Here is a 23685-nt window from a genome sequence, read left to right on the forward strand (position 1 = left end):
AGGGATTGTCGCATTCCATGCGTTGGACAAAAGTCTCGTCCGCTGCTCCGCGCGCACGCCGGGGTGCTGCGCTGTTGCTCGCCCTCACCAGCCTCCTCGCCGGCCCTCTGGCCGCCTGCGCGCCCCGTCCCGGCCCGGAGGTCCTGACCACCGTTCCCGGCGTGCCCGGCGCCAAGGTGGTGACGGTGGAGGTCGCCACCACCCGCCAGCGCGAAGCCCCGGACAGCAACGTTTTCACGGCCAGAAGGGCGCGCGAGACGGGCTATGCGGCCTTCCGCGTATCGCTACCTCCGAACCACCAGCCCGGTCGCATCGAATGGCCCACCGGCACCCCGGATCCGGCCACCAGCTTCGCCATCCTGGACCAGTCGGTACAGACGCGCCAGGCCTTCCTGCGCGCCACCGCCAACGCGCGCGGGCCGGTGACGGTGTTCGTCCATGGCTATAATTACAACTTCCAGGAATCCTTGTTCCGCCTGGCCCAGCTGGCCGCCGACGCCAATGTGGGCGGGGTACCGGTCCTGTTCGCCTGGCCCTCCGAAGCCAAGCTGGAAGGCTATGCGGCGGACCGGGAATCCGTCGCTTATTCCCGCGATGCGCTGGTCGAACTGCTGACCGAACTGGCCCGCGAACCGGGCACCGGCAAGATCACCGTTCTGGGGCACAGCATGGGGGGCTGGCTGGTGGCCGAGGCGGTGCGCCAGCTCCGCCTCATGGGCCGCAACGCCGTCATCGCCCGCCTCGACGTGGTGCTGGCCGCCCCGGACATCGACGTGGATGTGTTCCGGGCCCAGCTGGCGGTCATCGGCCGCCTGTCTCCGCCTTTGACATTGCTGGTTTCCCGCGATGATGTGGCCCTCTCCCTGTCCGGCCGCATCTCCGGTGATCGGCCCCGCGTGGGCGCGCTGGACGTGGACGATCCAAGGGTGCAGGAGGCGGCGGCGAAGGCCGGGGTGCAGGTCGTGGACATCTCCAGTCTCAAGGCATCAGACGGCTTCAACCACGATCGCTTCACCGAGCTGGCGGCGCTCTACCCGCGTCTGGAATCCGGGGCGCATGAGCGCGGGCGCGATGTCCGGCAGGCGGGTGCCTTCATCTTCAATGCAGTGGGCACAACGGTTTCAGCGCCCTTCGGGGTGGTGGGGAGGGCCATTGCCGGTGAGTGACGCCATCCCGCGCAGGCCCCGCCTGTGGTCCTTCCTGCCCCTGGCGCTGCTGGTCGTTCTGGCCGCCGCCTGGACGCTCACGGCGGTGTCCTTCCAGGTGCCGGGCGGGTGGCGCTGGCCGGTGACGGCGCTTGTGGGCATGGCTGCCTGCGGCATCCTTTATATCAGCTGGTACAGGCGGTTGCGGGGCTGGCTGGCGCTGTTTCTGGGGCTGGTTCTGGTGACGGTCTGGTGGAGCAGCATCCAGCCCTCGGCCGAGCGCGACTGGGCCCCCGATGTCGCCCGCATCGCCACAGCGCAGATCGACGGCAACCGGGTGACGGTCCATGACGTGCGCAATTTCGACTGGCGCAGCGAGACCGACTTCACCCCGCGCTGGGAAACCCGCACCTATGATCTCAACGGGTTGCAGGGCGTGGACCTCGTCACCTCGGTGTGGGCCAACCCCGCCATCGCCCACACGCTCGTCAGCTTCGCCTTTGCGGACGGCCAGCATCTGGTGTTCTCGGTGGAGATCAGGCGCGAGCGCACCGAGGTGTTTTCCGAAATCGGCGGCTTCTTCAAGGAGTTCGAGCTGGCGATGATCGCGGCGGACGAGAATGACATCGTCCGTTTGCGCACCGATGCACGCGGCGAAACCGTCTCGCTGTTTCCGCTGAACGTCACGCCGGAGCAGGCGCGCAAGCTGTTCCTGTCCTATCTCGCCCGGACCAATGCCTTGGTGGATAAGCCGGAATTCTACCAGACCATCACCAGCAACTGCACCACGGTGATCTTCCGGCTGGCGCGCCTCGTGGCGCCGGGCCTGCCCATGGACTGGCGCATTCTCCTGTCCGGCTATGTGCCGGATTATCTCCATGATCATGGGGCCTTGCGCACGTCCCTGTCGCTCGACGAGACCAAGCGCGCGGCGGTGATCCACCGCAAGCCGGGAGATGCTTCGCCCGCCGGCACATTCTCGGCGGACATCCGCGCGGCGAGCCCGCTCTATGGGGCGGGGGTGCGCTGAGATGCTCGGTTCGCCATCGCATCTGTAAACTGATTCAAATTTAGAATTGAAATTCGGGCGATAGATCGCGCGAATGCTCCGCTTTTGTTGGATTTTGCAGCGTGTTATCCTTGGGATATGCGTGTCATCCGCGTTCCTGGATAAATATAAATTCCAATAATTGCAGCGGAGAGAACGTCATGAACCCGATCATTGGGTCCGATGGCAACGACAGCTTCACCGGTACCGCCGGTGATGACGAAATGTTCGGCCTTGGCGGCAATGACTGGCTGCGGGGCATGGAGGGCAATGACCATCTCCTCGGCGGCGACGGCAATGATCAACTGGATGGCTACGCCGGAAACGACTGGCTGGAAGGCGGTGCCGGAGATGATCTGCTGAGCGGCGGCGGCGGATATGTGGATCCGCCCGGCCCGGACGTACTGGATGGCGGGCCCGGCAGCGATACGGCGGTCTATACCTATTCACCGACCCGCGTCATCGTGGATCTCAATACCGGGACGGGCTATGGCGGGGCAGCCGAAGGCGACACGCTGATCAGCATCGAGAATCTGAACGGCAGCTTCTATGACGACGTGCTGATCGGTGACGACGGCGCCAATACCCTCAAGGGCGATTATGGCGACGACATCCTGATCGGCGGCGCCGGAGATGATGTCCTGCACGGTGGCCGGGGTGTTGATCTGCTCGTCGGCGGCGCCGGCAGCGATACGGCGGTCTTCTTCGAACCCTTCAGTTCACCGGACTCCACCATCAATCTCGCGCTCGGCACGACGCCGGACGGCGACATCCTGATCGGCATCGAGAATGTGGCGACGGGGAACGGCAATGACACCCTCATCGGCGATGACGGGGACAATGTGCTGAATGCCGGGGGCGGCCGGAACCTTCTGATCGGCGGGCTGGGCGCCGACACGCTGATCGGTGGCTCCGGCCTTGATACCGCAGACTATTCGGCCTCCGATGCGGCCGTGACCGTCAGTCTCGCCAGCGGCGAGGGCAGTGGCGGGCATGCGGAAGGCGATCGCCTGCAAGGCATCGACCGGCTTATCGGCAGCCTTCATGGCGACCGGCTGACCGGTGATGATAATGCCAATGTCCTGTTGGGCGGCGCGGGTGACGACCATTTGTCCGGCGCGGGTGGCAATGACGAGCTGACCGGCGGCGCGGGCGCGGACGTGCTCGATGGCGGCAGCGGCCTCGACTGGGCGCTGTATGCGTCAACGGATGGCACGGCCAGTGCCGGTGCGGTCTCCGTCAATCTGCTGCTCGGAATGGGAACGGGCGGTGATGCGGAGGGCGACACCTTCACCGGCATCGAGAATGTCCGGGGTACCGAATATGCCGACACGCTGATCGGCGATGATGCGGACAATGTGCTGGAGGGCGGCGGTGGTGCTGATGACATCAGCGGCGGTGCCGGCAATGACAGCATCATCATCGGCGCGGAAGGCGCGGTGGATGGCGGGGCCGGCGAGGACTGGCTGGAGCTGGACCTGACAGCCGCAGGGGACGTGGTGTTGGATGGAGAACGCGGTTTCTCCAGCAGTGGGGCCATCTTCACCGACATCGAGCATCTCGCCGTCGTCAGCGGGGATGGCGCGGATAGCTTGAGCGGCCTTGGCTTGGCGGACATCATCTCCGGTGGCGGCGGCAATGACAGCATCATGGGGCTGGGCGGCGATGACCGCCTCGATGGCCAGGACGGCGACGACACGGTGCGCGGTGGCGACGGTAATGACCGCATCCAGGGCGGGCATGGCTCGGACTGGCTGTTCGGCGATGACGGCGACGACTTCATTTATGGCGACGGGGAATTCTTCAGCGATAACAGCCGCGACTATCTGCGCGGCGGCGCCGGCAACGACTACCTGCGGGGCGACGGTGGCCACGATTCCCTGCGGGGCGGGGATGGCGACGACATCCTCGTGGGGGCCGGCGGAAACGATTATCTGGTGGGTGGTGCCGGGTCCGACACCTTCGTCATGGGGGTCGAGGCAAGCAGCCGGGATCGCATCGTGGACTTCACCGCGGGGGAAGGCGGCGACACCATCCATATCGAAATCGGGCTGACCTACCGCGCCGGGATGTTCAGCTTCGAGGATGTGCTGTCCCACGCCTCGCAGACCGACGAGGGCACCTATCTGGATTTCAGCCGGGGCTCACCCTGGACGTTCGGCGTGCTGATTCAGGACGTGGAGATCGCGGACCTGATGGCGGACAATTTCACCTTCCACCTGCTCTGAGGCCCCAAACGCATACGGCCCGGATCGCGATGCGATCCGGGCCGTATGCCGTTCAAGGTGTTGAAGCAGCTTGCGTCGTCAGTAGGAGCCGACGTTCCGTGCCACCGAGGCGGGCGGCAGCGGCTGGCCGCCGGTGGGCGTGATCGAGAGCGGCGCGCCGGGCACGGCTGCGTTCGAGTTGGCGGGGCGCTGGGCGTTTGCCGGCTTGGCGGCGCCATTGGCAGCGGCCACCGTGCCGTTGGCGGGGCGCGGGTTGGCGGCATTGTGCTGGGGCGGACGCGGCTTTTTGCGCGGCTGGGCGGGCGTTGCCGCCGGGGCTAGCGCGGCCACGGCCTTCGGCTTGTTCATGGCGATCAGCTCGGACACCGTGACGAACTTGTAGCCCTTGGCGATCAGCGCATCGAGCACCCGGGGCATGGCCGACACCGTGGTGGCATGAATGTCATGCGCCAGGATGATGGAGCCCGGGCGGACGTGGGTGGTGATCTGATTGTAGATGCTCTCCGCGTCCCGGATCTTCCAGTCCAGCGGATCCACGGACCAGTAGATCAGGCTCATGCCGTACTTCTGCTCCACGTGGCGCTGGAGCGCCGGCGTCATGGCGCCATAGGGCGGCCGCAGATAGATGGGCTTCTTGCCGATGACGTTCTGGATCGCGGCGTTGGTATCCTCGATCTGCTTGTCCACCGCAGCTTCAGTCAGCTTGGGCAATTGCGGGTGGTTCCAGGAATGGTTGCCGATCTCGTGGCCGGCGGCGGCGACCGCTCGCACCACGTCGGGATTGGCGACCGCATTGGAGCCGAGCATGAAGAAGGTGGCCTTGATGCCGCGTGCTTCCAGCATCTTCAGCAGCTTGGGCGTGGTCTCCGGATTCGGGCCGTCATCGAAGGTGATGGCGATATAGGGGCCATCCACCTCGGCGGACCGATAGGAGGCGGGGCCTTTGGGCGCCTCGGGCGCGGGCGTTGCCTGCGGGCCGAAGACCGGCGGCGCGAACACCGGGGAGGCCGCGGCAGCGATACCGCCCGCCGTGGCCTGGCCGGTGGCGGCCGTGCCGCTGTTCACGGCCGGCATAGTCACCTGGGCAAGCTTGGCTTCGGGCTTCGTCTCAGGCTTGGCGGCGGGGGGGCCGGCGTCGGCAACGCGCGCGATGGCCGTCGGCGCCGGGGCAGAGGCGGACGCCATGATCTGGCTGCACGCGATGCCCAGCCCGAGGGCTGCGGCAACGGCAACTGCGGAGACGGCCAATACTTTTTTCACGGCGAAGCCTTGCACCTGATGGGAGCATCTGCAGCGCAGTCTGATCCCGATCCCATGGATAAAGTGTGAAGCCCTTGGGTTTCGATACTCCGAAAACTGGATACGCGCCATGCTTGCAGCGCAGGACAAGCGCTTTCCTGTCCCCGACAGCGTGCTTTTGCCTTGTCATTTCGAAACCCGTGGCGCCTGTGCGACACTTCTGCGGTAGCGTGGGAGTGCTGATCTGCCGGTGACGACTTGAGCGGGCGGTGACGCATCCGAAACGCATCTCCTGTATGGAGAGCGGCAGGACTAGCGTGAGTTGCGTAGAGGGCGGGAGGGGCTGGTGACAAAGTCCAGGAGTACATGGCTTGCCGACCTTCCGGCTCAGTGGAAGTTCGCAATCCTGCTGTCGCTGATGACGGCTTTCGTCCTCGTGCTGTTCACCGGCAACATCCTGGCGGTGCGTGAATCCGACCGGGCGCAGGCCGAGGCCGAGGAACTGGTGGACATCATCAACCAGGCCAACCTCACCGCGCGTTCCCTGAATCGGCGGCAGATCTCGCTCATTCGCATGATCTTCGTGCGTTCCGCCGCCAATGTTCAGGTGTTCGAGACGGCTTCACAGGATGCGGACGGCTACATTCAGAAGCTGCGCGACCGGACGCAGACCCAGCCCGTCCTGCGCACCGCCGCCGATCGCGTGGCCAGCCTGAACGACCGCTGGCCGCAGCAGGTGGGCTCGCCCATGGTCGCGCTGTCGGAGCGGGTCGGGCGCGGGCCGGTGCCCAGCTCCGAGCGGGAAGAGGTCCTTGAGAATTTCCTGGTCGCGGAAACGGGCATGTCCGGCAGCCGGGCCGTGGTCGCGATCCTGGATCAGCTGTCCGCATCCGCCGGAGCCCAGCTGAAGGAGCGGCGCGAGGCGCTGGACCGGCAGGGCGATCTCCTGAGCATCGTCAATGCGGTGGCGCTCGTGGGCATGCTGCTGGTCAGCATCATTGCCTTCTATCTCAGCCGTCGGTTCATCACCCGGCCGCTGCGTCACATGGCAGAACTGATGGAGCGCCTTGCCGGGCATGACCATTCCATCGAGGTGCCGCACCTGAACCGGGGCGACGAGGTGGGCATCATCGGCAGGGCCTTGAACGTCTTCAAGGAAATGGCGATCACCACCTATGACAACGACTGGGTGAAGAGCGGTGTCGCCAGCGTCTCCTCCAACCTCCAGCGGGCGGAGGATTTCCGCAGTTTTGCCGCCAGCCTGCTGGCCGATCTGGCGCCGCGCCTGAATGCCGGGGTCGGCGTCTTCTATGCCTTCGACGAGGAGAAGCAGGAACTCGGCCTGCTGGGCAGCTACGGCTACAAGGAACGGCGGCACGTCTCCACCAGCTACCGTCTCGGCGAGGGGCTGGTGGGCCAGTGCGGCATGGAGCGCAAGCCGATCCTGCTGACGCCGGTGCCGGAGGACTATGTCCGCATTCATTCGGGCACCGGCGAGGCCAGTCCCAGGACGGTCTTCGTGCTGCCCATCATCGCCAAGGACCGGCTGCTCGGCGTGCTGGAAATGGCGAGCTTCGAGGCCTTCTCCGGTCGGCGCCAGCATCTGCTGGAGGAAGCAGCAGACATCATCGCGCTGTCGCTGGACAATCTTGCGCGCGCCCTGCGCACGCGGGAGCTTCTCGATCAGAGCCAGCGGCAGGCGGCGGAACTCAGGGCCGCCGAGGAAGAGCTGCGGGTGCAGCAGGAGGAATTGCGCACCACCAACGAACAGCTCCAGCAGCAGTCGCAGAAGCTCATCACCTCCGAGGAGGAACTGCGCGTACAGGCGCAGGAGCTGCAGTCGTCCAATGACGAGCTGCGCACGAATTCCGACGCGCTGAACGAGCAGAAGACGCAGCTGGAGCAGTTGCAGGCGGAGACCGAGCGCAAGGCCGAGGATCTGGAGCGGGCAAACCAGTACAAGTCCCAGTTCCTGGCCAACATGTCCCACGAGCTGCGCACGCCGCTGAACAGCCTGCTGATCCTCTCCCAGGATCTGGCCGAGAACCACACGGGCAATCTCGACGCGGATCAGGTGGAGGCGGCCTCCATCATCTTCTCGTCGGGCAGCAATCTCCTGCGTCTCATCAACGAGATCCTCGATCTGTCGAAGATCGAGGCCGGCAAGATGGACGTGGTGATGGAGCCGGTTTCCATTCCGGCCATCGGTCAGCGTATGGAGCGCAACTTCCGCCATGTGGCGCAGGAGAAGGATCTGACCTTCTCCGTCTCCATCAGCGAGGGCACGCCGCAATCGGTCATCACCGACGACGGCAAGCTGGAGCAGATCACCAACAATCTGCTGGGCAATGCCTTCAAGTTCACCGCCGAGGGCGCGGTGCGGGTGGTGTTCTCGGCGGTGGCAGGCGGCGGCCTGCAGGTGGAGGTGACGGACAGCGGCATCGGCATTCCCGCCGAGAAGCTGGAGACCATCTTCGAGGCGTTCGAGCAGGTGGATTCCTCCACCCGGCGCCAGTTCGGCGGCACCGGTCTCGGCCTTGCGATCTCCCGTAGCCTCGCCCAGCTGCTGGGCGGCACCATCGACGTGCGCAGCGAAGTGGGACAGGGCACCACCTTCCGCCTCGTGCTGCCGGCCAGCGGCGCCGGTGCGGCAGAGGGCGCGGCCGCTGCGGCGCCAGTGGTGGCTGCGCAGGAAATCCGGCCCCAGCCCCAGGCCAGCCGGCCGCCCCGACCCGCTGTGTTCGTGGAGGACGACCGCGCCGTTCTGGACGGGAAGACGCCCTGCATCCTCATCGTGGAGGACGATCCCATCTTCGCCCGCACGCTGGTCGGCATCGTGCGCAAGAAGGGCTATCAGGCCCTTGCCGCCGGCGATGGCGAGTCCGGGCTTGCGCTGGCGCGTGCCCACAAGGTGCGGGGCATCCTGCTCGACGTCATGCTGCCCGGCATGGATGGCTGGACGGTCATCGAGGAGTTGAAGAAGACGCACGCCACCCGGCACATTCCGGTTCATATCGTCTCTGCGCTGGACGAGGCCCGCAAGGGTCGCGATCTCGGCGCGGTGGGCTTCCTGACCAAGCCCGTCACCGCAGAGGACCTGTCCGGCGCGTTGTCGGTGCTGGAGCATTTCTCGCCCGATCGCGGCCGTCGCGTGCTGATCGTGGACGATGACGCGGATGCCCGTTTCGCCGTGCACAAGCTGATTGCGCGGGAGGGCACGGAGGTGGCGGATGCGGGCAGCGGCGAGGAAGCCATCGCCATGCTGCAGAAGTCCGCCTTCGATTGCCTGGTGCTCGATCTCGGCCTGCCAGGCATGTCCGGCTTCGAAGTGCTGGAGCACATGACCGCGCTCAATCTCCATGTGCCGGTGGTGGTCTATTCCGGCCGCGATCTCACCAGCGAGGAAAGCCTGCGCTTGCGCGGCTTCACCGACAGCATCGTCATCAAGGGGGCCATGTCCAAGGAGCGGCTGCTGGATGAGGTGAGCCTGTTCCTGCACAGTGTCCAGGACGAAGCCAAGGCGGTGCCTGCGGCACCCGATGGCGATCTGGAGGGCCGCAGGGTCCTGCTGGTGGATGACGACATGCGCAACATCTACGCGCTGGCGAAGATCCTGCGCGGCAAGGGCATGGAGGTCATCCTCGCGCAGGATGGCGTAAAGGCCCTGGGCCAACTGGATGAGGCGCCGGGCATCGAGATCGTGCTGATGGACATCATGATGCCGGTGATGGATGGCTATGAGGCGATGACCGAAATCCGCAAGCGCGGTGGCGCCTTCACCCAGTTGCCGATCATCGCCCTGACCGCCAAGGCCATGAAGGATGACCGCCAGAAATGCCTTGAGGCGGGCGCCAGCGACTATCTGGCGAAGCCCATCGATGTGCCGCGTCTCCTGTCCATGATCCGGTCGTGGTTGCCGAAAAGATGAGCCCGGAAACCGATCCCGCGCTCCTTGAGGAGCTTGAAGTCGATCTGTTCGTGGAGGTGCTCCACCGCCGCTACGGCTACGACTTCCGGGATTATGGTCGGGCTTCGCTGACGCGCCGCATCCGCAATCTGGTGTCCCAGCAGGGGGAGCAGAGCATCGCCGATCTGGCGGCGCGTGTGTTGCACCAGCCCGAGCGGATCGGTGATGTGATTGCGGGGCTTTCAGTCCCGGTCTCGGAATTCTTCCGCGACCCCTCGGTTTTCCTGGCCCTGCGGGAGGTGGTGCTGCCGGCGCTGTCCACCTACAGCCAGATCACCATCTGGCAGGCCGGCTGCGCGCGGGGGGAGGAGGTCTATTCGCTGGCCATCCTGCTCACCGAGGCGGGCCTCTACGACCGTACCCACATCTTCGCCACCGATATTTCGGACGCAGCTCTGGCCAGCGCAAAAGAGGGGATTTACCCCAGCGAAGATCTGAGGGATGCGGCACGCCGTTACCTTGCGGGAGGCGGTACGCATACGCTGTCAGACTATTATCACGCCCGCTACGATCGGGCGAAAATGGATCAGCGGCTTATATCCCGTGTTACCTTCGCCAATCACAATCTTGTAACGGATGAAGTCTTTTGCGAGGCGCATCTGATTTTGTGTCGGAATGTTCTAATCTATTTTACCGATGTCTTGCAGGATCGCGTGCTGGGAAAGTTCGCAACCAGCCTCGTGCGAGGTGGATTCCTCTGCGTCGGGACGCGCGAAAATCTACAATTCTCTCCCGCAGCGCAAAAATTTCATGCTATTGATATCAAAGCTCAGCTTTATCGGCTCCAGGGCAAGCGGTGAGGCGCCATGACCGCCGTCGTGATCGGGGCATCCGCCGGCGGACCTTCGGCGTTGCAGCACCTGCTCAGCCATCTGGATGCATCTTTTCGAGGTCCCGTCGTCGTCGTGAATCACCTGGGGCCCGATGGGCCGGATTTCTTGGCGGATATGCTCGCCAAGACCTCGCGGTTGCCTGTTGAAACAGCACGAGAGCGCATCGTCGCGCAGCCGGGCGTGGTCTATGTGGCGCCGAGCGGCTACCATCTGCTCCTTGAAAAAGGCGGCCGTTTCGCCTTGTCCATGGACGAGAAGGTGGCGTTCTCCCGCCCATCCATCGACGTCCTCTTTGCAAGTGCCGCGACAGCTTATGGTGCCAATCTTGCAGGCGTGGTCCTTACGGGCGCGAATGCGGATGGAGCCGAGGGGCTGCATCTGATCCGGCGCGCGGGAGGGCTTGCGTTCGTTCAGGATCCCGATGAGGCCGCCATCCGTACCATGCCTACCGCCGCGCTGGCCCGTGCAGGCGCGGACTATTGCGGGTCATTGGCCCATATTGCGGATCGCATAAACCGGCTCCCACGATGATGAAGACCCTGGATACCGTGGTGGATGGCGAGCCTCTGCCGAAGATCCTCGTGGTGGACGACGTGTCCGCCAACCTCGCCTCCATGCGCCGGTTGCTCTCATCGGTGAAGGCCGAGCTTTACGAGGCCAGTTCGGGTAACGAGGCGCTGGCCCTGTGCCTCGACAATGAATTCGCCCTGATCCTGCTCGATGTGCAGATGCCGGACATGGACGGGTTCGAGGTCGCGGCGTTCCTGAACGACAATCCGGCCACCTGCAGCATTCCGATCATCTTCGTCACCGCCGCCTATCTCGACGATATCAACCGGCTGAAGGGCTACACCTTCGGCGCGGTGGACTATATCGCCAAGCCCATCAATGACGCGGTGCTGCTCTCCAAGATCACGGTGTTCCTGGATCTGCACATCAGCAAGCTGCGTCTGAAATCGGCCATGGACGAGCTGGAACAGCGCAACAAACAGCTGGAAAGCGAGATCGAGGAGCGGCGTCGGATCGAGAAGCAGATCCGCCACATGGCGACCCACGACTCCCTGACCGGCCTCGGCAACCGCCTGCTGTTCCTGGAACATCTCGGGCGCGCCATCTCCTATGCGGAGCGCCACGTCCAGCCCTTTGCCCTGCTCTATCTCGATATCGACGGCTTCAAGCAGGTGAACGACCGCCATGGCCATGGTGCCGGGGATGCCTTGCTGTGCGGCATCGCGCAGCGTCTGCGGGAGAATCTGCGTCAGGAGGACGTGACCGCGCGTCTGAGCGGCGACGAGTTCGCGGTCATCATGGCGCCGGTCGCCGATGCCGAGGCGGCGGTGAAGCATGCGTGGCGCATCTGCGAGCTGATCAGCGAGCCCTATGTGCTGACCATGGACGGCAGCACGGTCGAGGTGAAGATCGGCGCCAGCATCGGCGTGGCGCTCTATCCCGAGCATGCCGACACCGGAACGGATCTCATCCGCATGGCCGATACCGCCATGTATGTGGTGAAGCAGGGCGGCAAGAACGGAGTGCTCCAGGCCAGCCTCGACCTGCCCGCCGTGTCGCAAGCCTGAGGCGCGTCTCCCGCAGCGGCACGGCTGGTCTCGGCACGCGCCGTGGGCCAAGGTCGGCATGACGAATCGTCGGGGGCTGAGGCCCGCCGCGGAGGCTTGCATGTCCGAGACCGCTGACATCCATTTCTACGAGCCGGCCAAGGGGCACGGGCTCGCGCATGACCCGCTCAACGCCATCATCGGCCCGCGTCCCATCGGCTGGGTCGCGACACGCGGGCGGGATGGCAGCGTCAATCTTGCGCCCTACAGCTTCTTCAACGCCTTCAATTACCGTCCGCCCATCATTGGTTTCTCCAGCACCAGCGCCAAGGATTCGCTGCGCAATGCGCAGGAGACCGGCGAGTTCGTCTGGAACCTCGTGACCCGCGATCTGGTCGGACGGATGAACGAAACCAGTGCGCCCTTGCCCTATGGCGAGGACGAGTTCGTGCGGGCGGGGCTCACCAAGGTCCCGTCGCGGCTGGTAAATGTGCCGCGGGTGGCGGAGAGCCCGGTGCAGTTCGAGTGCAAGGTGACGGATATCTATCCGCTTCGTGGAGCCTCTGGTGCACCCACCGGCGCCACGCTGGTGCTGGGCGAGGTGGTGGGCATCCACATCAACCACGCGGTGCTGAAGGAGGGCGTATTCGACACCTTCGGCGCGGGCCTCGTGCTGCGTGCCGGCGGGCCCACGGCCTATGCCCACATCACGCCGGACAGCCGGTTCGATCTGGAGCGCCCGGCAAGCTGATGGCCGTGAGCAGGAGCCTGCCCCACCGGGGGCAGGCTGTGGTTCAGGCCGCGTAGCGGGAGATGGCGAGGTCGGAGGTTTCGATTTCCGGGCGGGCGCCGCTGACCAGATCCGCCAGCACACGGCCGGAGCCGCAGGACATGGTCCAGCCCAGCGTGCCGTGGCCGGCATTCAGGTAAAGATTGCCGTAGCGGGTGGCGCCGATCACCGGCGTGCCGTCCGGCGTCATCGGGCGCAGGCCGGTCCAGAAGGTGGCCTGCTTCTGGTCGCCAGCGCCGCCGAACAGGTCTTCTACGGACATTTCCAGCGTTGCCCGGCGGGCGGGCGGCAGGTCGAGCGCGAAGCCGGCGATCTCCGCCATGCCTCCCACGCGGATGCGGTCGCCGAGGCGGGTGATGGCCACCTTGTAGGTTTCGTCCATCACGGTCGAGACCGGCGCCTTGCTCTCGTCCACGATGGGAACGGTGATGGAATAGCCCTTCACCGGATAGACCGGCAGATCGAGGCCGAGCGGGTTCAGCAGGTGGGGCGTATAGCTGCCGAGCGCAGCCACGAAGGTATCCGCCGTGATGTCGCCTTCCGGGGTCTCCACCGCGACCACGCGCTGGCCCTCGGTGCGCAGCCGGCGGATGTCCACGTTGAAGCGGAAGGTGACGCCCATGGCTTCGCACAGCTTGGCGAGGGCATTGGTGAACTTGAAGCAGTCGCCGGTTTCGTCATGGGGCAGCAGCAGGCCGCCCGCGATCTTCTCGCGCACATGGCCGAGGCCGGGCTCGTGGGTGATGCAGCCCGACGCATCCAGCACCTCGAACGGCACGCCGTCGGCGCGCAGCACCTCGATATCCTTGCCGATGCTGTCCAGCTGTTCCTGCGTGCGGAACAGCTGCAGCGTGCCCTGCATGCGCTGGTCATAGTCGATGCCGGTTTCGTCGCGCAGGGCCATGAGGCAGTCGCGGCTGTATTCGGCGAGGCGCACCATGCGGCCCTTGTTCACCACGTAGCGCGCCGAGGTGCAGTTGCGCAGCATGGCGAGCATCCAGCGCCAGGTGGCGATGTCGGCCGTGGGACGCACCACCAGCGGCGCATGCTTCATGAACATCCACTTCAGCGCCTTGAGCGGGATGCCGGGGGCGGCCCAGGGCGAGGAATAGCCGGGGGAGACCTCGCCGGCGTTGGCGAAGCTGGTTTCCAGCGCCGGACCGGCCTGCCGGTCCAGAACCGTCACCTGATGCCCCGCCTTGGCGAGGTAGTAGGCGGATGTGACGCCGATGACGCCGGCGCCGAGAATGGCGATCTTCATGGAACCCTCTGGTTTTATTTGGCCGGCCGGTTGCGGCTCAGCGATAGGCGCGGTGGTAGCGCTGACCGAGGCTGGTCAGGATCTCGTAGGCGATGGTCCCGGCCGCCGCCGCCACGTCTTCCAGCGACTGGTGCGGGCCGATGATCTCCACCAGGCTGCCGAGCTTCAGGGCGCCTTCGGGAAGCGCGGAGATATCCAGCGTCATGGCATCCATGGACACCCGGCCGACGATGGGCAGGCGGGTGCCGCCGAAATAGGCGGCGCCACGATCGCTCAGGTGCCGGGGCAGGCCATCCGCATAGCCGGCGGCGACGGTGGCAAGGCGGGTCTCGCCCTTGGTCACATAGGTGCCGCCATAACCCACACGGGCACCTGCGGGCACGGTGCGGGTCTGGGTCACGCGCACATCGAGCCGCACCACGGGTTCCATGGGATTTCCGATGCCGCCCGTGGGCGCGCCGCCATACAAAGCAATGCCGGGGCGCGCGAGAGCGACGTGGTAGCCGGCATCGAGGAAGATGCCGCCGGAGTTGGAGAAGCAGATGTCCAGGCCCGGATAGGCGGCAGCAAAGCGGCGCATGGCAGCGAGCTGGGCGGCGTTCTGCGGGCTGTCCGGCTCGTCCGCCGAGGCCAGATGGCTCATGACGAAGGCGATATCGATGCCGCGCAGCAGGGAGGGATCGTCCACCAGCGCCTGTGCCTCGTCGTCCGACAGGCCGAGGCGGGACATGCCGGTATCGAACTGGAGGGCGGCTGGCAGCGAGCGACCCTGTGCCTGCGCGGCGGCAGCCCAATTGGCCACCTGCTCCAGCGAATTGAGCACCGGGATGATGTCGGCGTCCGCGCACAGCGCCTCGGCTCCGGGCAGCAGGCCATTGAGCACGAACAGGCGGGAATCGTCCGGGATGAGGCGGCGCAGCTTCAGGGCCTCGCCCAGATGGGCCACGAAGAAGGTCCGGCATCCGGCGGCATGAAGGGCAGGCGCCACCCGTGTCGCGCCCAGCCCATAGGCATCGGCCTTGACGACAGCGCCGGCCGCCGTGGGGGCGAGGCGCGCAGCCAGCGCCCGATAATTGCGAGCCAGCGCGGACAGGTTGATGGTCAGAAGGCCCGGTGCCGTCTCGGCGGCCTGAGGCTCGGAAACGTCCACGTACATGTGTGTGCCATCCCGCAGAAGGTATTTACATGCTAGGACAAGGATCGCGCAAAAGGTGGTCGATTTGTGCTTGAAAATTTCATCCACGCGGTAATTGTGCGCGGATCGACGAAGAAAAAGCAGATTTGTGCATGTCGACCCTGGATGCCATCGACCGGAACATCATCCGCCTGCTGCGCCTGAACGCGCGCATGAGCAATACCAAGCTGGCGGAGGAGGTGGGCCTTTCACCTTCGGCCTGCCTCCGGCGCATCCGGCTGCTGGAGCATAGCGGCGTGATCCGGGGCTATACGGCCCTCCTCGATCACGCCTCCAGCGCGGAGGTGATGGCCGTGATCATCAACATCACTTTGGAGCGCCAGACCGAGGATTATCTCAACCGTTTCGAGGCGGCGGTGCGGCGCTATCCGGAAATCCGTGAGTGCTACCTGATGACCGGCGGCGCGGATTATCTGCTGCGGGTGGACATCGGCAATGCCTCGGAATTCGAGCGCATCCACACCGAGATTCTCTCCACCTTGCCGGGGGTGCTGCGCATCCACTCCAGCTTCTCCATCCGCAACGTTCTGGGACGCCGACGGGCGGCTACGGAGCCTTGAGCCGCAACGCCGGAACGGTCGCAAGGGTCCGCAGGATGGACCACGCGCTCTGTTCGCTTGCGGCATCGATCAACCCGTGAAATAGCGGGGCGTTCGGACGCGCTGTCATCTGGAGCAATCATGGCCTCTCCCTCGCCCCTGACCTCTCCTTCGGTGCAGACGCACGCGCGGCCGTCGAATGCGGACTTGCTCAGCCGGTTGCGGGAGGCGGTGGGATCCTCCCACGTGCTGACGGGCGACGCGCAGACTCGCCGCTTCCGTTCCGGCTTCCGCTTTGGCACGGGGCCCGTGCTTGCGGTCATCCGGCCGGGCACGCTGGTGGAGATGTGGAAGGCTGCCAAGGCGAGCGTGGAAGCGGGCGCCGTCGTGATCATGCAGGCCGCCAATACGGGCCTCACTGGCGGCTCCACGCCGGATGGCGACAGCTACGATCGCCCGGTGGTCATCATCTCCACCCTGCGCATGAACAAGATCCAGCCGATTCTCGGTGGCAAACAGGTGCTCTGCTTTCCGGGGGCGACGCTGGATCAGCTCGAACGGCTGCTGAAGCCGCTCGGGCGCGAGCCGCACTCGGTGATCGGCTCCTCCTGCATCGGTGCCTCGGTGCTCGGCGGGGTGTGCAACAATTCCGGCGGCTCGCTGGTGCAGCGCGGCCCGGTCTATACCGAGCTGGCGCTGTTCGGCCGCGTGGGCGAGGACGGGCGCCTCAGCCTCGTCAACCATCTGGGCGTGGATCTCGGCAACGAGCCGGAGCAGATTCTCGCCCGCCTCGATGGGGGGGATTACACCGACGCTTCGGTCAATCCCGATGCCGGGGCGGCGTCGGACCCCGACTATGCCCGCCATGTGCGGGACGTGGACGCGGATACGCCCGCGCGCTTCAATGCCGATCCCAAGCGCCTGTTCGAGGCCTCCGGCAGCGCCGGCAAGCTGGTGGTGTTCGCGGTGCGGCTGGACACCTTCCCGGTGCAGGCCGGACAAAAGGTCTTCTATATCGGCACCAATAATGCCGACGTGCTCACCCGCATCCGGCGCGATGTCCTGTCCGGCTTCAAGGCGCTGCCCATCGCCGGCGAGTATATCCACCGGGAGGCCTTCGACATTGCGGAGGTCTACGGCAAGGACGTGTTCCTGGCGATCTGTCATCTGGGCGCGGGCCGCATGCCCACTTTCTTCTCATGGAAGAGCCGCTTCGACGCCTTCGTGGAGAAGTTCGGTTTTCTGCCGCGCAATCTGGGAGACCGCCTGCTTCAGGGCCTGAGCGCGTTGTTTCCCTCGCATCTGCCCAAGCGGATGCGGGACTATCGCGACGCCTATGAACACCATCTGCTGCTGAAGGTGCCGGGCGAAGGGGTGGAGGAAGCCCGCGCCTATCTCGCCGCCTGCTTCAAGACGGGGGAGGGGGCGTCCTTCGAATGTACCGCCGAGGAGGGCGCCAAGGCCTTCCTGCATCGCTTCGCCGTGGCGGGTGCGGCCGGGCGCTACAGCGCCGTGTATGAGGGCAAGGTGGGTGGCATTCTGGCGCTGGACATCGCGTTGCGCCGGAACGAGCGCGCATGGTTCGAGCATCTGCCCGCCGAGATGGATGCCAAGATCCATAAGAAGCTGTTCTACGGCCACTTCCTCTGCCACGTCCTGCATCAGGATTACATCGTGAATGCAGGCGTGGATCCCATCGCTCTCGAGCACGAGATGTGGGACATCCTCGACACGCGCGGCGCGGAATATCCGGCCGAGCACAATGTGGGCCATCTCTACAGGGCGAAGCCGGCTCTGCTCTCCCACTACCGCGCACTGGACCCTTGCAACTGCATGAACCCCGGCATTGGCGGCGGGCCGAAGCAGCGCGATGGCTGGAAGGCCGAAGCGGTGGTCTGAGGCCGGTTGTTCGGGAGTGCCCCCATGGTGGGGCGGCTCCCGGGCGGCTCTCTTTTGCCCTTTGAAGACCCATGCGCAGCCTCAACCGAGGCAGGGATCGGCGTGGGCGCAAGCTTGCTCCGTCCGGGACGGTGCTTTTCTCTTGGTAATGCCCTACCAAGCTTTATCGGCTTGCCCAAACTGAGGCTCGATACTCAGGCAGCGGCACAAGGCCGAGAACCTGTTCGCCAAGCTCAAGGACTGGCGCCGCATCGCCATCCGCTACGACCGCTGCGCCCATACCTTCTTGTCAGCCATACGCATCGCCGCTGCCGTCATTTTCTGGCTCTGATTAAAAAGTCCTGAGCCTGATTCAGTTGTATTGAGCGCTTTCTCAACTGCACTAGGAGCGCCCGGCATCGCCACGCGATATCTCCGCGCGTGGGGATCCTGCCAGCTTCGCGACGCTGGAACCATGGCGTCTCCCGTTACACGATCGTCAGGATTATGACAATAAAGACAACAATTGTTGCGCGGGCGGGGGCGAACGTTATTGGCGGCGAACTGGATATCCGCATCTAACTGGGTCCTCAAGGGGGCGCAGCAGATCGAGCCGTTCACGGGCGATAGTGCGAGACCTTCAAGGCGGGGCATCGGGGGGAGGGCAAGCTGCCGCTGCGACAATTAGGAGCAGTGACACCCACTCCGTTTCGATGGATGGCTCCTCGATGGATGGCTATATATTGATCAACACTCATTAGTTGCCATCGCTAATAAGCCGGGTATCGAATTTCTTTATTCCGAACATGAGGTTAAAGGATGCCACTACTCCAGATTGATGGCGACCAAATTGCCGTCATATCGGCGGACCTCGCCGCTCGCTTGCGGGCAGCGCTCGATATTCCCCATGCCCGGGTCGTAGACTTCGATGTCGGCGAAAAGCAATCGATCAGTACCCCCATCAGTACACCACAGATGACAGTCATGACGGCGAGTTACACGCGTGCGACGGTGAATTTATTGATCGAACTATCAACAGGTGTCACGATGTTTGAAACCTTGGAGTGATATAATTTAAAGCTTCAGGTGACGCCGCTATCGTTGCAGTAACTGCAAGTTTAGATCAAAAAGTCAGATATTTCTCTAGATGCCGCCCGTCCATTGCTGTGTGATTCGATATCGTATCTGCATCGAGATCGACGTGCGCCGTCATTAAACTTGCCATTTCATAAGCTCATGTTCTCTCGGTCTTAAAGTAGCGATGTTGCCAGGGACTGCGCGTCGCCGTGCCGCCCCTGCGGGGAGGGTGTCACACATATAATGAAGCCGACTGCAGTTCGAGATGACTACGCGCTTATCAAATTCGGGCAGGCATACAGACCGACGCCGCTGGGTTCTGATGCCTTGGGGTGGGTATTAAGCATCTGATAATTAAGAGGAAAGCGAATGGCCAGCGCACGTGCCGGACGCCATTTGCCAAGATCGGTAGGGCCGGATGCCCTGTGGGATGGAGGCGCTTTAACGACGCGCCGCCGGCTAAACATTTCGTTTGGGGGAGCGAGCTGTGAGCAAGGTTGAGAGCGATGCCGGGACGACACCGCGCGTCCTTGTGGTGACGGGCTACTACAAGGAAGATCCGACTCTTATTAAGCGGACGATCCGCTCCGTCGCCACACAGACTGCGAAGCGGAACAAGGTGGTCGTGGACCACATGCTCGTGGCCGACGGTTTTCCCCAAGACTGGATCGACGGAGAGGCGGTACGGCACGTCCGGCTGGACCGCGCGCATGCAGACTATGGCAACACCCCCCGCGGGGTTGGAACACTGCTCGGTATCGTCGAGAATTACGATGCCATCTGCTACTGCGACGCCGACAACTGGTTCGAGCCGCAGCACATCGAAGCGTGCCTCGCGCTGGCCGCCAAGCATGGCAGCAGCATTGATTATGTGGTCGCGCGTAGGACTATGCGCCGCCCCGACGAGAGCGTGTTGCCGATCGCCGAAGAGTCTATTGAGCATCACGTCGATACCAATTGCTACTTCTTCCTCCCTGCCTCTTATCCCTGGCTTCACCGCTTCGCATCCGTTCCCAATGCCGTATCGTCCGTCGGCGACCGGCTGTTCTATGCCGCGCTCAAAGCTGCCAAACTCAAAATGGCGGTCGTCCAGCAGCCGACTGTCGCCTATCTCTGCTTGTGGGAGTCGCTCTACCGGGCTGTCGGCGAGACCCCGCCGGTAGGGGCCAAACCCAATGTGGATTCCTCGGTCGTCAGGAGATGGCTCACGACCCTCAGCGAACGTGAGCGCACCATCGTCTGGCGGCTGGCCGGCCTAGCCACTTCGCGTCCGCAAGTCACGGCGGAACCCGCATCGTTGCAGCCGAAGCCGACGCGGGTGCTCGTCGTCACAGCCTACTACAAGGAAGGCCGCGCGATGCTCGAGGCCTGCATCGCCTCGGTGGCAGCGCAGACTGCGGCAGCAAAGGGCATCGCCACCATCGGCCACATGCTGGTTGCCGACGGCTTCCCGCAGGACTGGATCGACGGGACCAACCTGCGCCACGTAAAGCTCGACCGATCGCACGACGACTACGGAAATTCTCCGCGCGGCGTCGGTGCCCTGCTTGCCGTCTCCGAAGACTGGGACGCGCTCTGCTTTCTCGATGCCGACAATCGGTATCAACCCGAGCATGTGGAAAAGTGCCTTGCACGGGCGCAGGAAATCGGGCCGGACTGCGACTGGCTGATGGCATCGCGCTCCTATCGCCGACCCGATTGGTCGGTGATGCCAATCAATGCCGGCCCGCAAGACGTCGACACCAATTGCTTCTTCTTCCTGCGCGGCTCCTTCCATTTGCTGCACCACTTCGCCGCCCAGCCGCGCAGATTGGCGGCGGTCGGCGACCAGATCTTCCATCGCGTGCTGTCGATGGCGAACCTCGTCACTGGCCGCTTGAATGAGCGGACGGTGGATTATCTCTGCATGTGGGCCAATACTTATCAGGTGGTAGGAGAAACCCCGCCACCAGGCGCCCGACAGCTACCCGACCAGGACGCGATCAAGGCCTGGCTCTTGGAGCAGCCGCCGGCGCGCCGCCTCAACATCATGCGCCTGGTTGGCCTTGCCGACAGCGAGCGGCGCGATACGCTCACGCCATCGGCGCCAGCCTCGCAGCCTGCGCCTATCAGGGCGTCAGCGGAAACTTCAGTGCAGGCGAAGGTCGAAGCCCGCGTCGACGCGGGGGGCTCCGATGGGCGGTCCTATCTGATCGGCGCCCCCGCGAAATCGCCGTCACTTGCCATGCGGCGCTCGAACGCTGCGGCTGGCACGGCGGAGACGCGGAGCCATCCACTCCGCACGCCGGCCGGGGCCACGCCCGTGGCCGCTGACGGCCGGACCTATCTGATCGGCGCCACCGGCGAAACCTCCGCATCTGCTGCCGCTTTTCCGTCGGTGGCGGGACAACCCGCCCTCTCGCCCGATCTGATCGATGCCCCCGATGAGATCGAGACGCCAGCCGTCTTGCCGGCCGATGCTGACAAGCCGCATGTGCGCACCTTCGATGTGTTCGATACGTTGATCGCGCGGCGGTGCATCGAGCCGTCGATCGTCTTCGATATGGTCGCTGCGCGCATCGATATGCCTGGCTTCACGAGCGCGCGAAAGGGGGCCGAGGCAACCGTCGCCCGAAGCGCCTACACCATCGACACCATCTACGATGAACTCGCGAAGGTTCTTGAGCTCGACGCCGCGCGCGCCCAGGAAATCAAGGCGATCGAGATCGAGATCGAGATCGATCAGGTCCTGCCGATCGCGGAGAATATCGCACAGATCCACCATGGCGATGTTTTGATCTCCGATATGTATCTGGGTTCGGACACCATTAAGCGGCTGCTCGACAAAGCCGGCGTGGATCAGAAGGTCAGCCTGGTCGTGACCAGCGACGGCAAGAGATCCGGCATGATCTGGCCGCATGCGAGCGACACCTTGCGGATCCGCGAGCATCTTGGCGACAACACGCGTTCCGACGTGCTGGTCCCCACATCCTTCAACATCACCAGCCGTCACACCTCGATCTCAGAACCGACCACGGTTGAGAACGTCCTCAAGTCGATCGGCCTGCGGCCGCTCGCCGAACTGTGCCGCGAGATCCGCCTCTCGACCTGGTCGGCCGATGCCCAGACGCGCAAGCTCCAGCTGGTGCAGGCAAGCCTGAACTTCCCCATTCTATTGTTGTCGAGCGTCGCTTTGCTGCGGCTTGGCGAGCAGCTCGGAAAGCGCTCCGTGCTCTTCTCCAGCCGCGATTGCGACATGTGGCGCCCCCTGTTCGACGACATGGCGCAATTGGGCGGCATGCAGCGCTCGTCCACCTATTTCTACACCAGCCGCGTGGCCAGGACGCAGGCCTCGCCGAGCTATCTGCGCTACGCAAGCGAGCTCATCACCGACGACACCATTGTGGTCGATCTCTGCGGCTCCGGCTGGTCGCTCGCCCATCTGGCGCAGAAGCTCGACCGCGAAGACATGCCCGTTTTTCTGTTGCATCAACTGGCGCCGGTGGTCGGCTATGAGCGCAAGGCTCCGTCCCCGAAGACCTGCGTGGTGCACAATGTCGTCCCCCCCAGCGTCGGGGGCCTCGATTGCTCGACCATCGAAATGTCCAACTACACCGACCACGGCATGGTGGTCGATGTGCGCTACCTCCTGGATTTTCCGGTTCCCGTGTTCGCGGAGGATGCGCGCGACGAAGAGACCCTCGCCCGCGTGCGGGCGCAGCACGAGTGCTTCCGGATTGCCCGGAAGCTGCTTGGGAAACACGATTTGCGCGGCATTTTCGATCTGGATCATGAATCCATCAGCACGGTCTGCACCTCGCTCTACCAAGTGCTGTCGCGTCAAAGCGTGCTGCGGGAAGCTTTTGGCGCCAGCCACACCCTGGAGGACCAGTCGGTTCTCCAGCGGATCGGCTGCTCCTACTGACCTCATTCAGGGATAAACGGGCCATGGTTGACCTTGTTGAACTCGCAGACCACTACAAGACCGACAAGGGGTCGCGCGAAGGTCACGCTCACAACTACACGACGCTCTACTCCTTCCTGTTCGAGCAGTTCCGGAACGAGGAGTTCACCATGCTCGAAATCGGGCTTGAGCGCGGCGGCGTGGAAGCTGGCGCGTCGGTGGATCGCCGCGGCTCCGACGTCCCCTCCATCCGCACCTGGCTGGACTACTTTCCGAAGGCGAGCATCCACGGCTTCGACCTCTCCAACTTCAGCCACATCAAGCTCGACCGGTTCCAGTTCCATCGCGGAGATCTCGGCAGCGTTGCCGACCTCGATCGGCTTGCGGCGACGCTCCCGCAGCTCAAGCTCGCGATCGACGACGGCTCTCACGCGTCCTTTCACCAACAGCTCGCGTTCCTTAAGCTGTTCGACAAGGTGCAGCCCGGTGGCTTCTATGTGATCGAGGACTTTCACTGGCAGCCGCCGTTCGAGAACGCGCTTCCGCCCTGCCGCAAGACTGCAGAAGTGTTCGAAATTTTCCTGCGGACCGGGGTCTTCGACATACCCTTCGCCCATCCGGATTATCTCGCGGCCATCGCGGCACAGATCCAGAATGTCTTTGTTCATCGGAGCAACAAGGGCGGCGTGAATGACTGGCATTTCAAGATGGTCGCACTGCAAAAGCGGCTCGAGGTCTAGGGTCAGAATGCAGGTTGGAGGCCGAGCCGGACAACCCGCACAGCTGGCGCTGTGAAGATTCTTCTTGGCGCCCGCTGTATTGGATATGCGAACAGGCTTCAGTCGCCGACGATTGCACGCCAGCTTGAGACGCATCGCGTTCGCGTCTGGCTTGAACGTCTCAACGGCAAGCCAGATCGCCCTCGTGCATTTTTTGTCGGCTAACCGATGGCAGCAGGGATTGGACGCGGCTTGAACTGCCGCCGCGTTCGTTTAGCCGCGATGATAAATCGAGGGCCCAATCGCCGGATCGCCGTTTACTGGAAA

16 protein-coding genes and 1 pseudogene are annotated in these 23685 nt (G+C 64.2%); 14 read left to right on the forward strand and 3 right to left on the reverse strand.

What is annotated here, in order from left to right:
- The first annotated feature begins 17 nt into the window (after window positions 1-17).
- From IEW24_RS21140 to IEW24_RS21150, 3 genes are all read left to right on the forward strand, one after another.
- On the forward strand, window positions 18-1166 hold the full coding sequence (locus IEW24_RS21140; RefSeq protein ID WP_188582379.1) for an alpha/beta hydrolase: 1149 nt from the start codon (window positions 18-20) through the stop codon (window positions 1164-1166).
- Window positions 1159-2175: an Lnb N-terminal periplasmic domain-containing protein gene (locus IEW24_RS21145; RefSeq protein WP_244644583.1), complete on the forward strand. Its 1017-nt coding sequence runs from the start codon at window positions 1159-1161 to the stop codon at window positions 2173-2175. Before IEW24_RS21140 ends, IEW24_RS21145 begins: the two co-directional genes overlap by 8 nt.
- 179 nt (window positions 2176-2354) lie before the next feature.
- Window positions 2355-4421 carry a calcium-binding protein gene (locus IEW24_RS21150; RefSeq protein WP_188582383.1) on the forward strand — a complete coding sequence of 689 codons (2067 nt, stop codon included), beginning with the start codon at window positions 2355-2357 and terminating at the stop codon, window positions 4419-4421.
- A 78-nt stretch (window positions 4422-4499) separates the two neighbouring features.
- On the opposite strand, the gene IEW24_RS21155 is transcribed toward IEW24_RS21150, so the two are convergent.
- On the reverse strand, window positions 4500-5606 hold the full coding sequence (locus IEW24_RS21155; RefSeq protein ID WP_188582386.1) for a polysaccharide deacetylase family protein: 1107 nt from the start codon (window positions 5604-5606) through the stop codon (window positions 4500-4502).
- A gap of 400 nt (window positions 5607-6006) precedes the next feature.
- Here IEW24_RS21155 and IEW24_RS21160 point away from each other — a divergent pair, with 400 nt between their 5' ends.
- The 5 genes from IEW24_RS21160 to IEW24_RS21180 all read left to right on the forward strand — a co-directional run bounded on the left by IEW24_RS21160 (window position 6007) and on the right by IEW24_RS21180 (window position 12767).
- A complete protein-coding gene (locus tag IEW24_RS21160) occupies window positions 6007-9588 on the forward strand; it encodes a response regulator (RefSeq protein ID WP_188582387.1) in 3582 nt (1193 codons plus the stop codon).
- Window positions 9570-10427: a CheR family methyltransferase gene (locus tag IEW24_RS21165; protein ID WP_210324266.1), complete on the forward strand. Its 858-nt coding sequence runs from the start codon at window positions 9570-9572 to the stop codon at window positions 10425-10427. The genes IEW24_RS21160 and IEW24_RS21165 overlap by 19 nt, the downstream gene beginning before the upstream one ends.
- 6 nt (window positions 10428-10433) lie before the next feature.
- Window positions 10434-10991 (forward strand): chemotaxis protein CheB, encoded by a 558-nt coding sequence (locus IEW24_RS21170; RefSeq protein ID WP_188582389.1) that lies wholly within the window; start codon window positions 10434-10436, stop codon window positions 10989-10991.
- The gene (locus tag IEW24_RS21175; RefSeq protein WP_210324267.1) at window positions 10988-12037 is read left to right on the forward strand and encodes a diguanylate cyclase domain-containing protein; all 1050 of its coding nucleotides are present in this window, start codon (window positions 10988-10990) and stop codon (window positions 12035-12037) included. Before IEW24_RS21170 ends, IEW24_RS21175 begins: the two co-directional genes overlap by 4 nt.
- A gap of 100 nt (window positions 12038-12137) precedes the next feature.
- Window positions 12138-12767, forward strand: coding sequence for a flavin reductase family protein (locus IEW24_RS21180; RefSeq protein WP_188582392.1), 630 nt, complete (start codon window positions 12138-12140; stop codon window positions 12765-12767).
- Window positions 12768-12810: 43 nt separating this feature from the next.
- On the opposite strand, the gene IEW24_RS21185 is transcribed toward IEW24_RS21180, so the two are convergent.
- Both IEW24_RS21185 and alr read right to left on the reverse strand, forming a co-directional pair.
- Complete coding sequence (locus tag IEW24_RS21185; RefSeq protein WP_188582393.1) at window positions 12811-14067, reverse strand: D-amino acid dehydrogenase; 1257 nt, start codon at window positions 14065-14067, stop codon at window positions 12811-12813.
- A 37-nt stretch (window positions 14068-14104) separates the two neighbouring features.
- Entirely contained in the window at window positions 14105-15223 is a 1119-nt protein-coding gene (gene alr, locus IEW24_RS21190) for an alanine racemase (protein ID WP_188582395.1), read from the reverse strand.
- A gap of 131 nt (window positions 15224-15354) precedes the next feature.
- On the opposite strand from alr, the gene IEW24_RS21195 reads away from it, so the two are divergent.
- The 6 genes and pseudogenes from IEW24_RS21195 (at window position 15355) to IEW24_RS21220 (ending at window position 23379) form a co-directional block, all read left to right on the forward strand.
- Window positions 15355-15822, forward strand: coding sequence for an Lrp/AsnC family transcriptional regulator (locus IEW24_RS21195; RefSeq protein ID WP_188582397.1), 468 nt, complete (start codon window positions 15355-15357; stop codon window positions 15820-15822).
- A 120-nt stretch (window positions 15823-15942) separates the two neighbouring features.
- Window positions 15943-17700, forward strand: coding sequence for a D-lactate dehydrogenase (gene dld / locus IEW24_RS21200; protein WP_188582399.1), 1758 nt, complete (start codon window positions 15943-15945; stop codon window positions 17698-17700).
- 223 nt (window positions 17701-17923) lie between these two features.
- Window positions 17924-18031 (forward strand): annotated as a pseudogene (locus IEW24_RS21205) (IS5/IS1182 family transposase); the annotation flags it as partial.
- 467 nt (window positions 18032-18498) lie between these two features.
- Entirely contained in the window at window positions 18499-18747 is a 249-nt protein-coding gene (locus IEW24_RS21210; protein WP_188582401.1) for a hypothetical protein, read from the forward strand.
- 496 nt (window positions 18748-19243) lie between these two features.
- Window positions 19244-22660: a hypothetical protein gene (locus IEW24_RS21215; RefSeq protein WP_188582403.1), complete on the forward strand. Its 3417-nt coding sequence runs from the start codon at window positions 19244-19246 to the stop codon at window positions 22658-22660.
- Between the two features lie 23 nt (window positions 22661-22683).
- Window positions 22684-23379, forward strand: coding sequence for a hypothetical protein (locus IEW24_RS21220; RefSeq protein ID WP_188582405.1), 696 nt, complete (start codon window positions 22684-22686; stop codon window positions 23377-23379).
- The last annotated feature ends 306 nt before the right edge of the window (window positions 23380-23685 follow it).

The organism is Azorhizobium oxalatiphilum, from assembly GCF_014635325.1.
Classification (GTDB): domain Bacteria; phylum Pseudomonadota; class Alphaproteobacteria; order Rhizobiales; family Xanthobacteraceae; genus Azorhizobium; species Azorhizobium oxalatiphilum.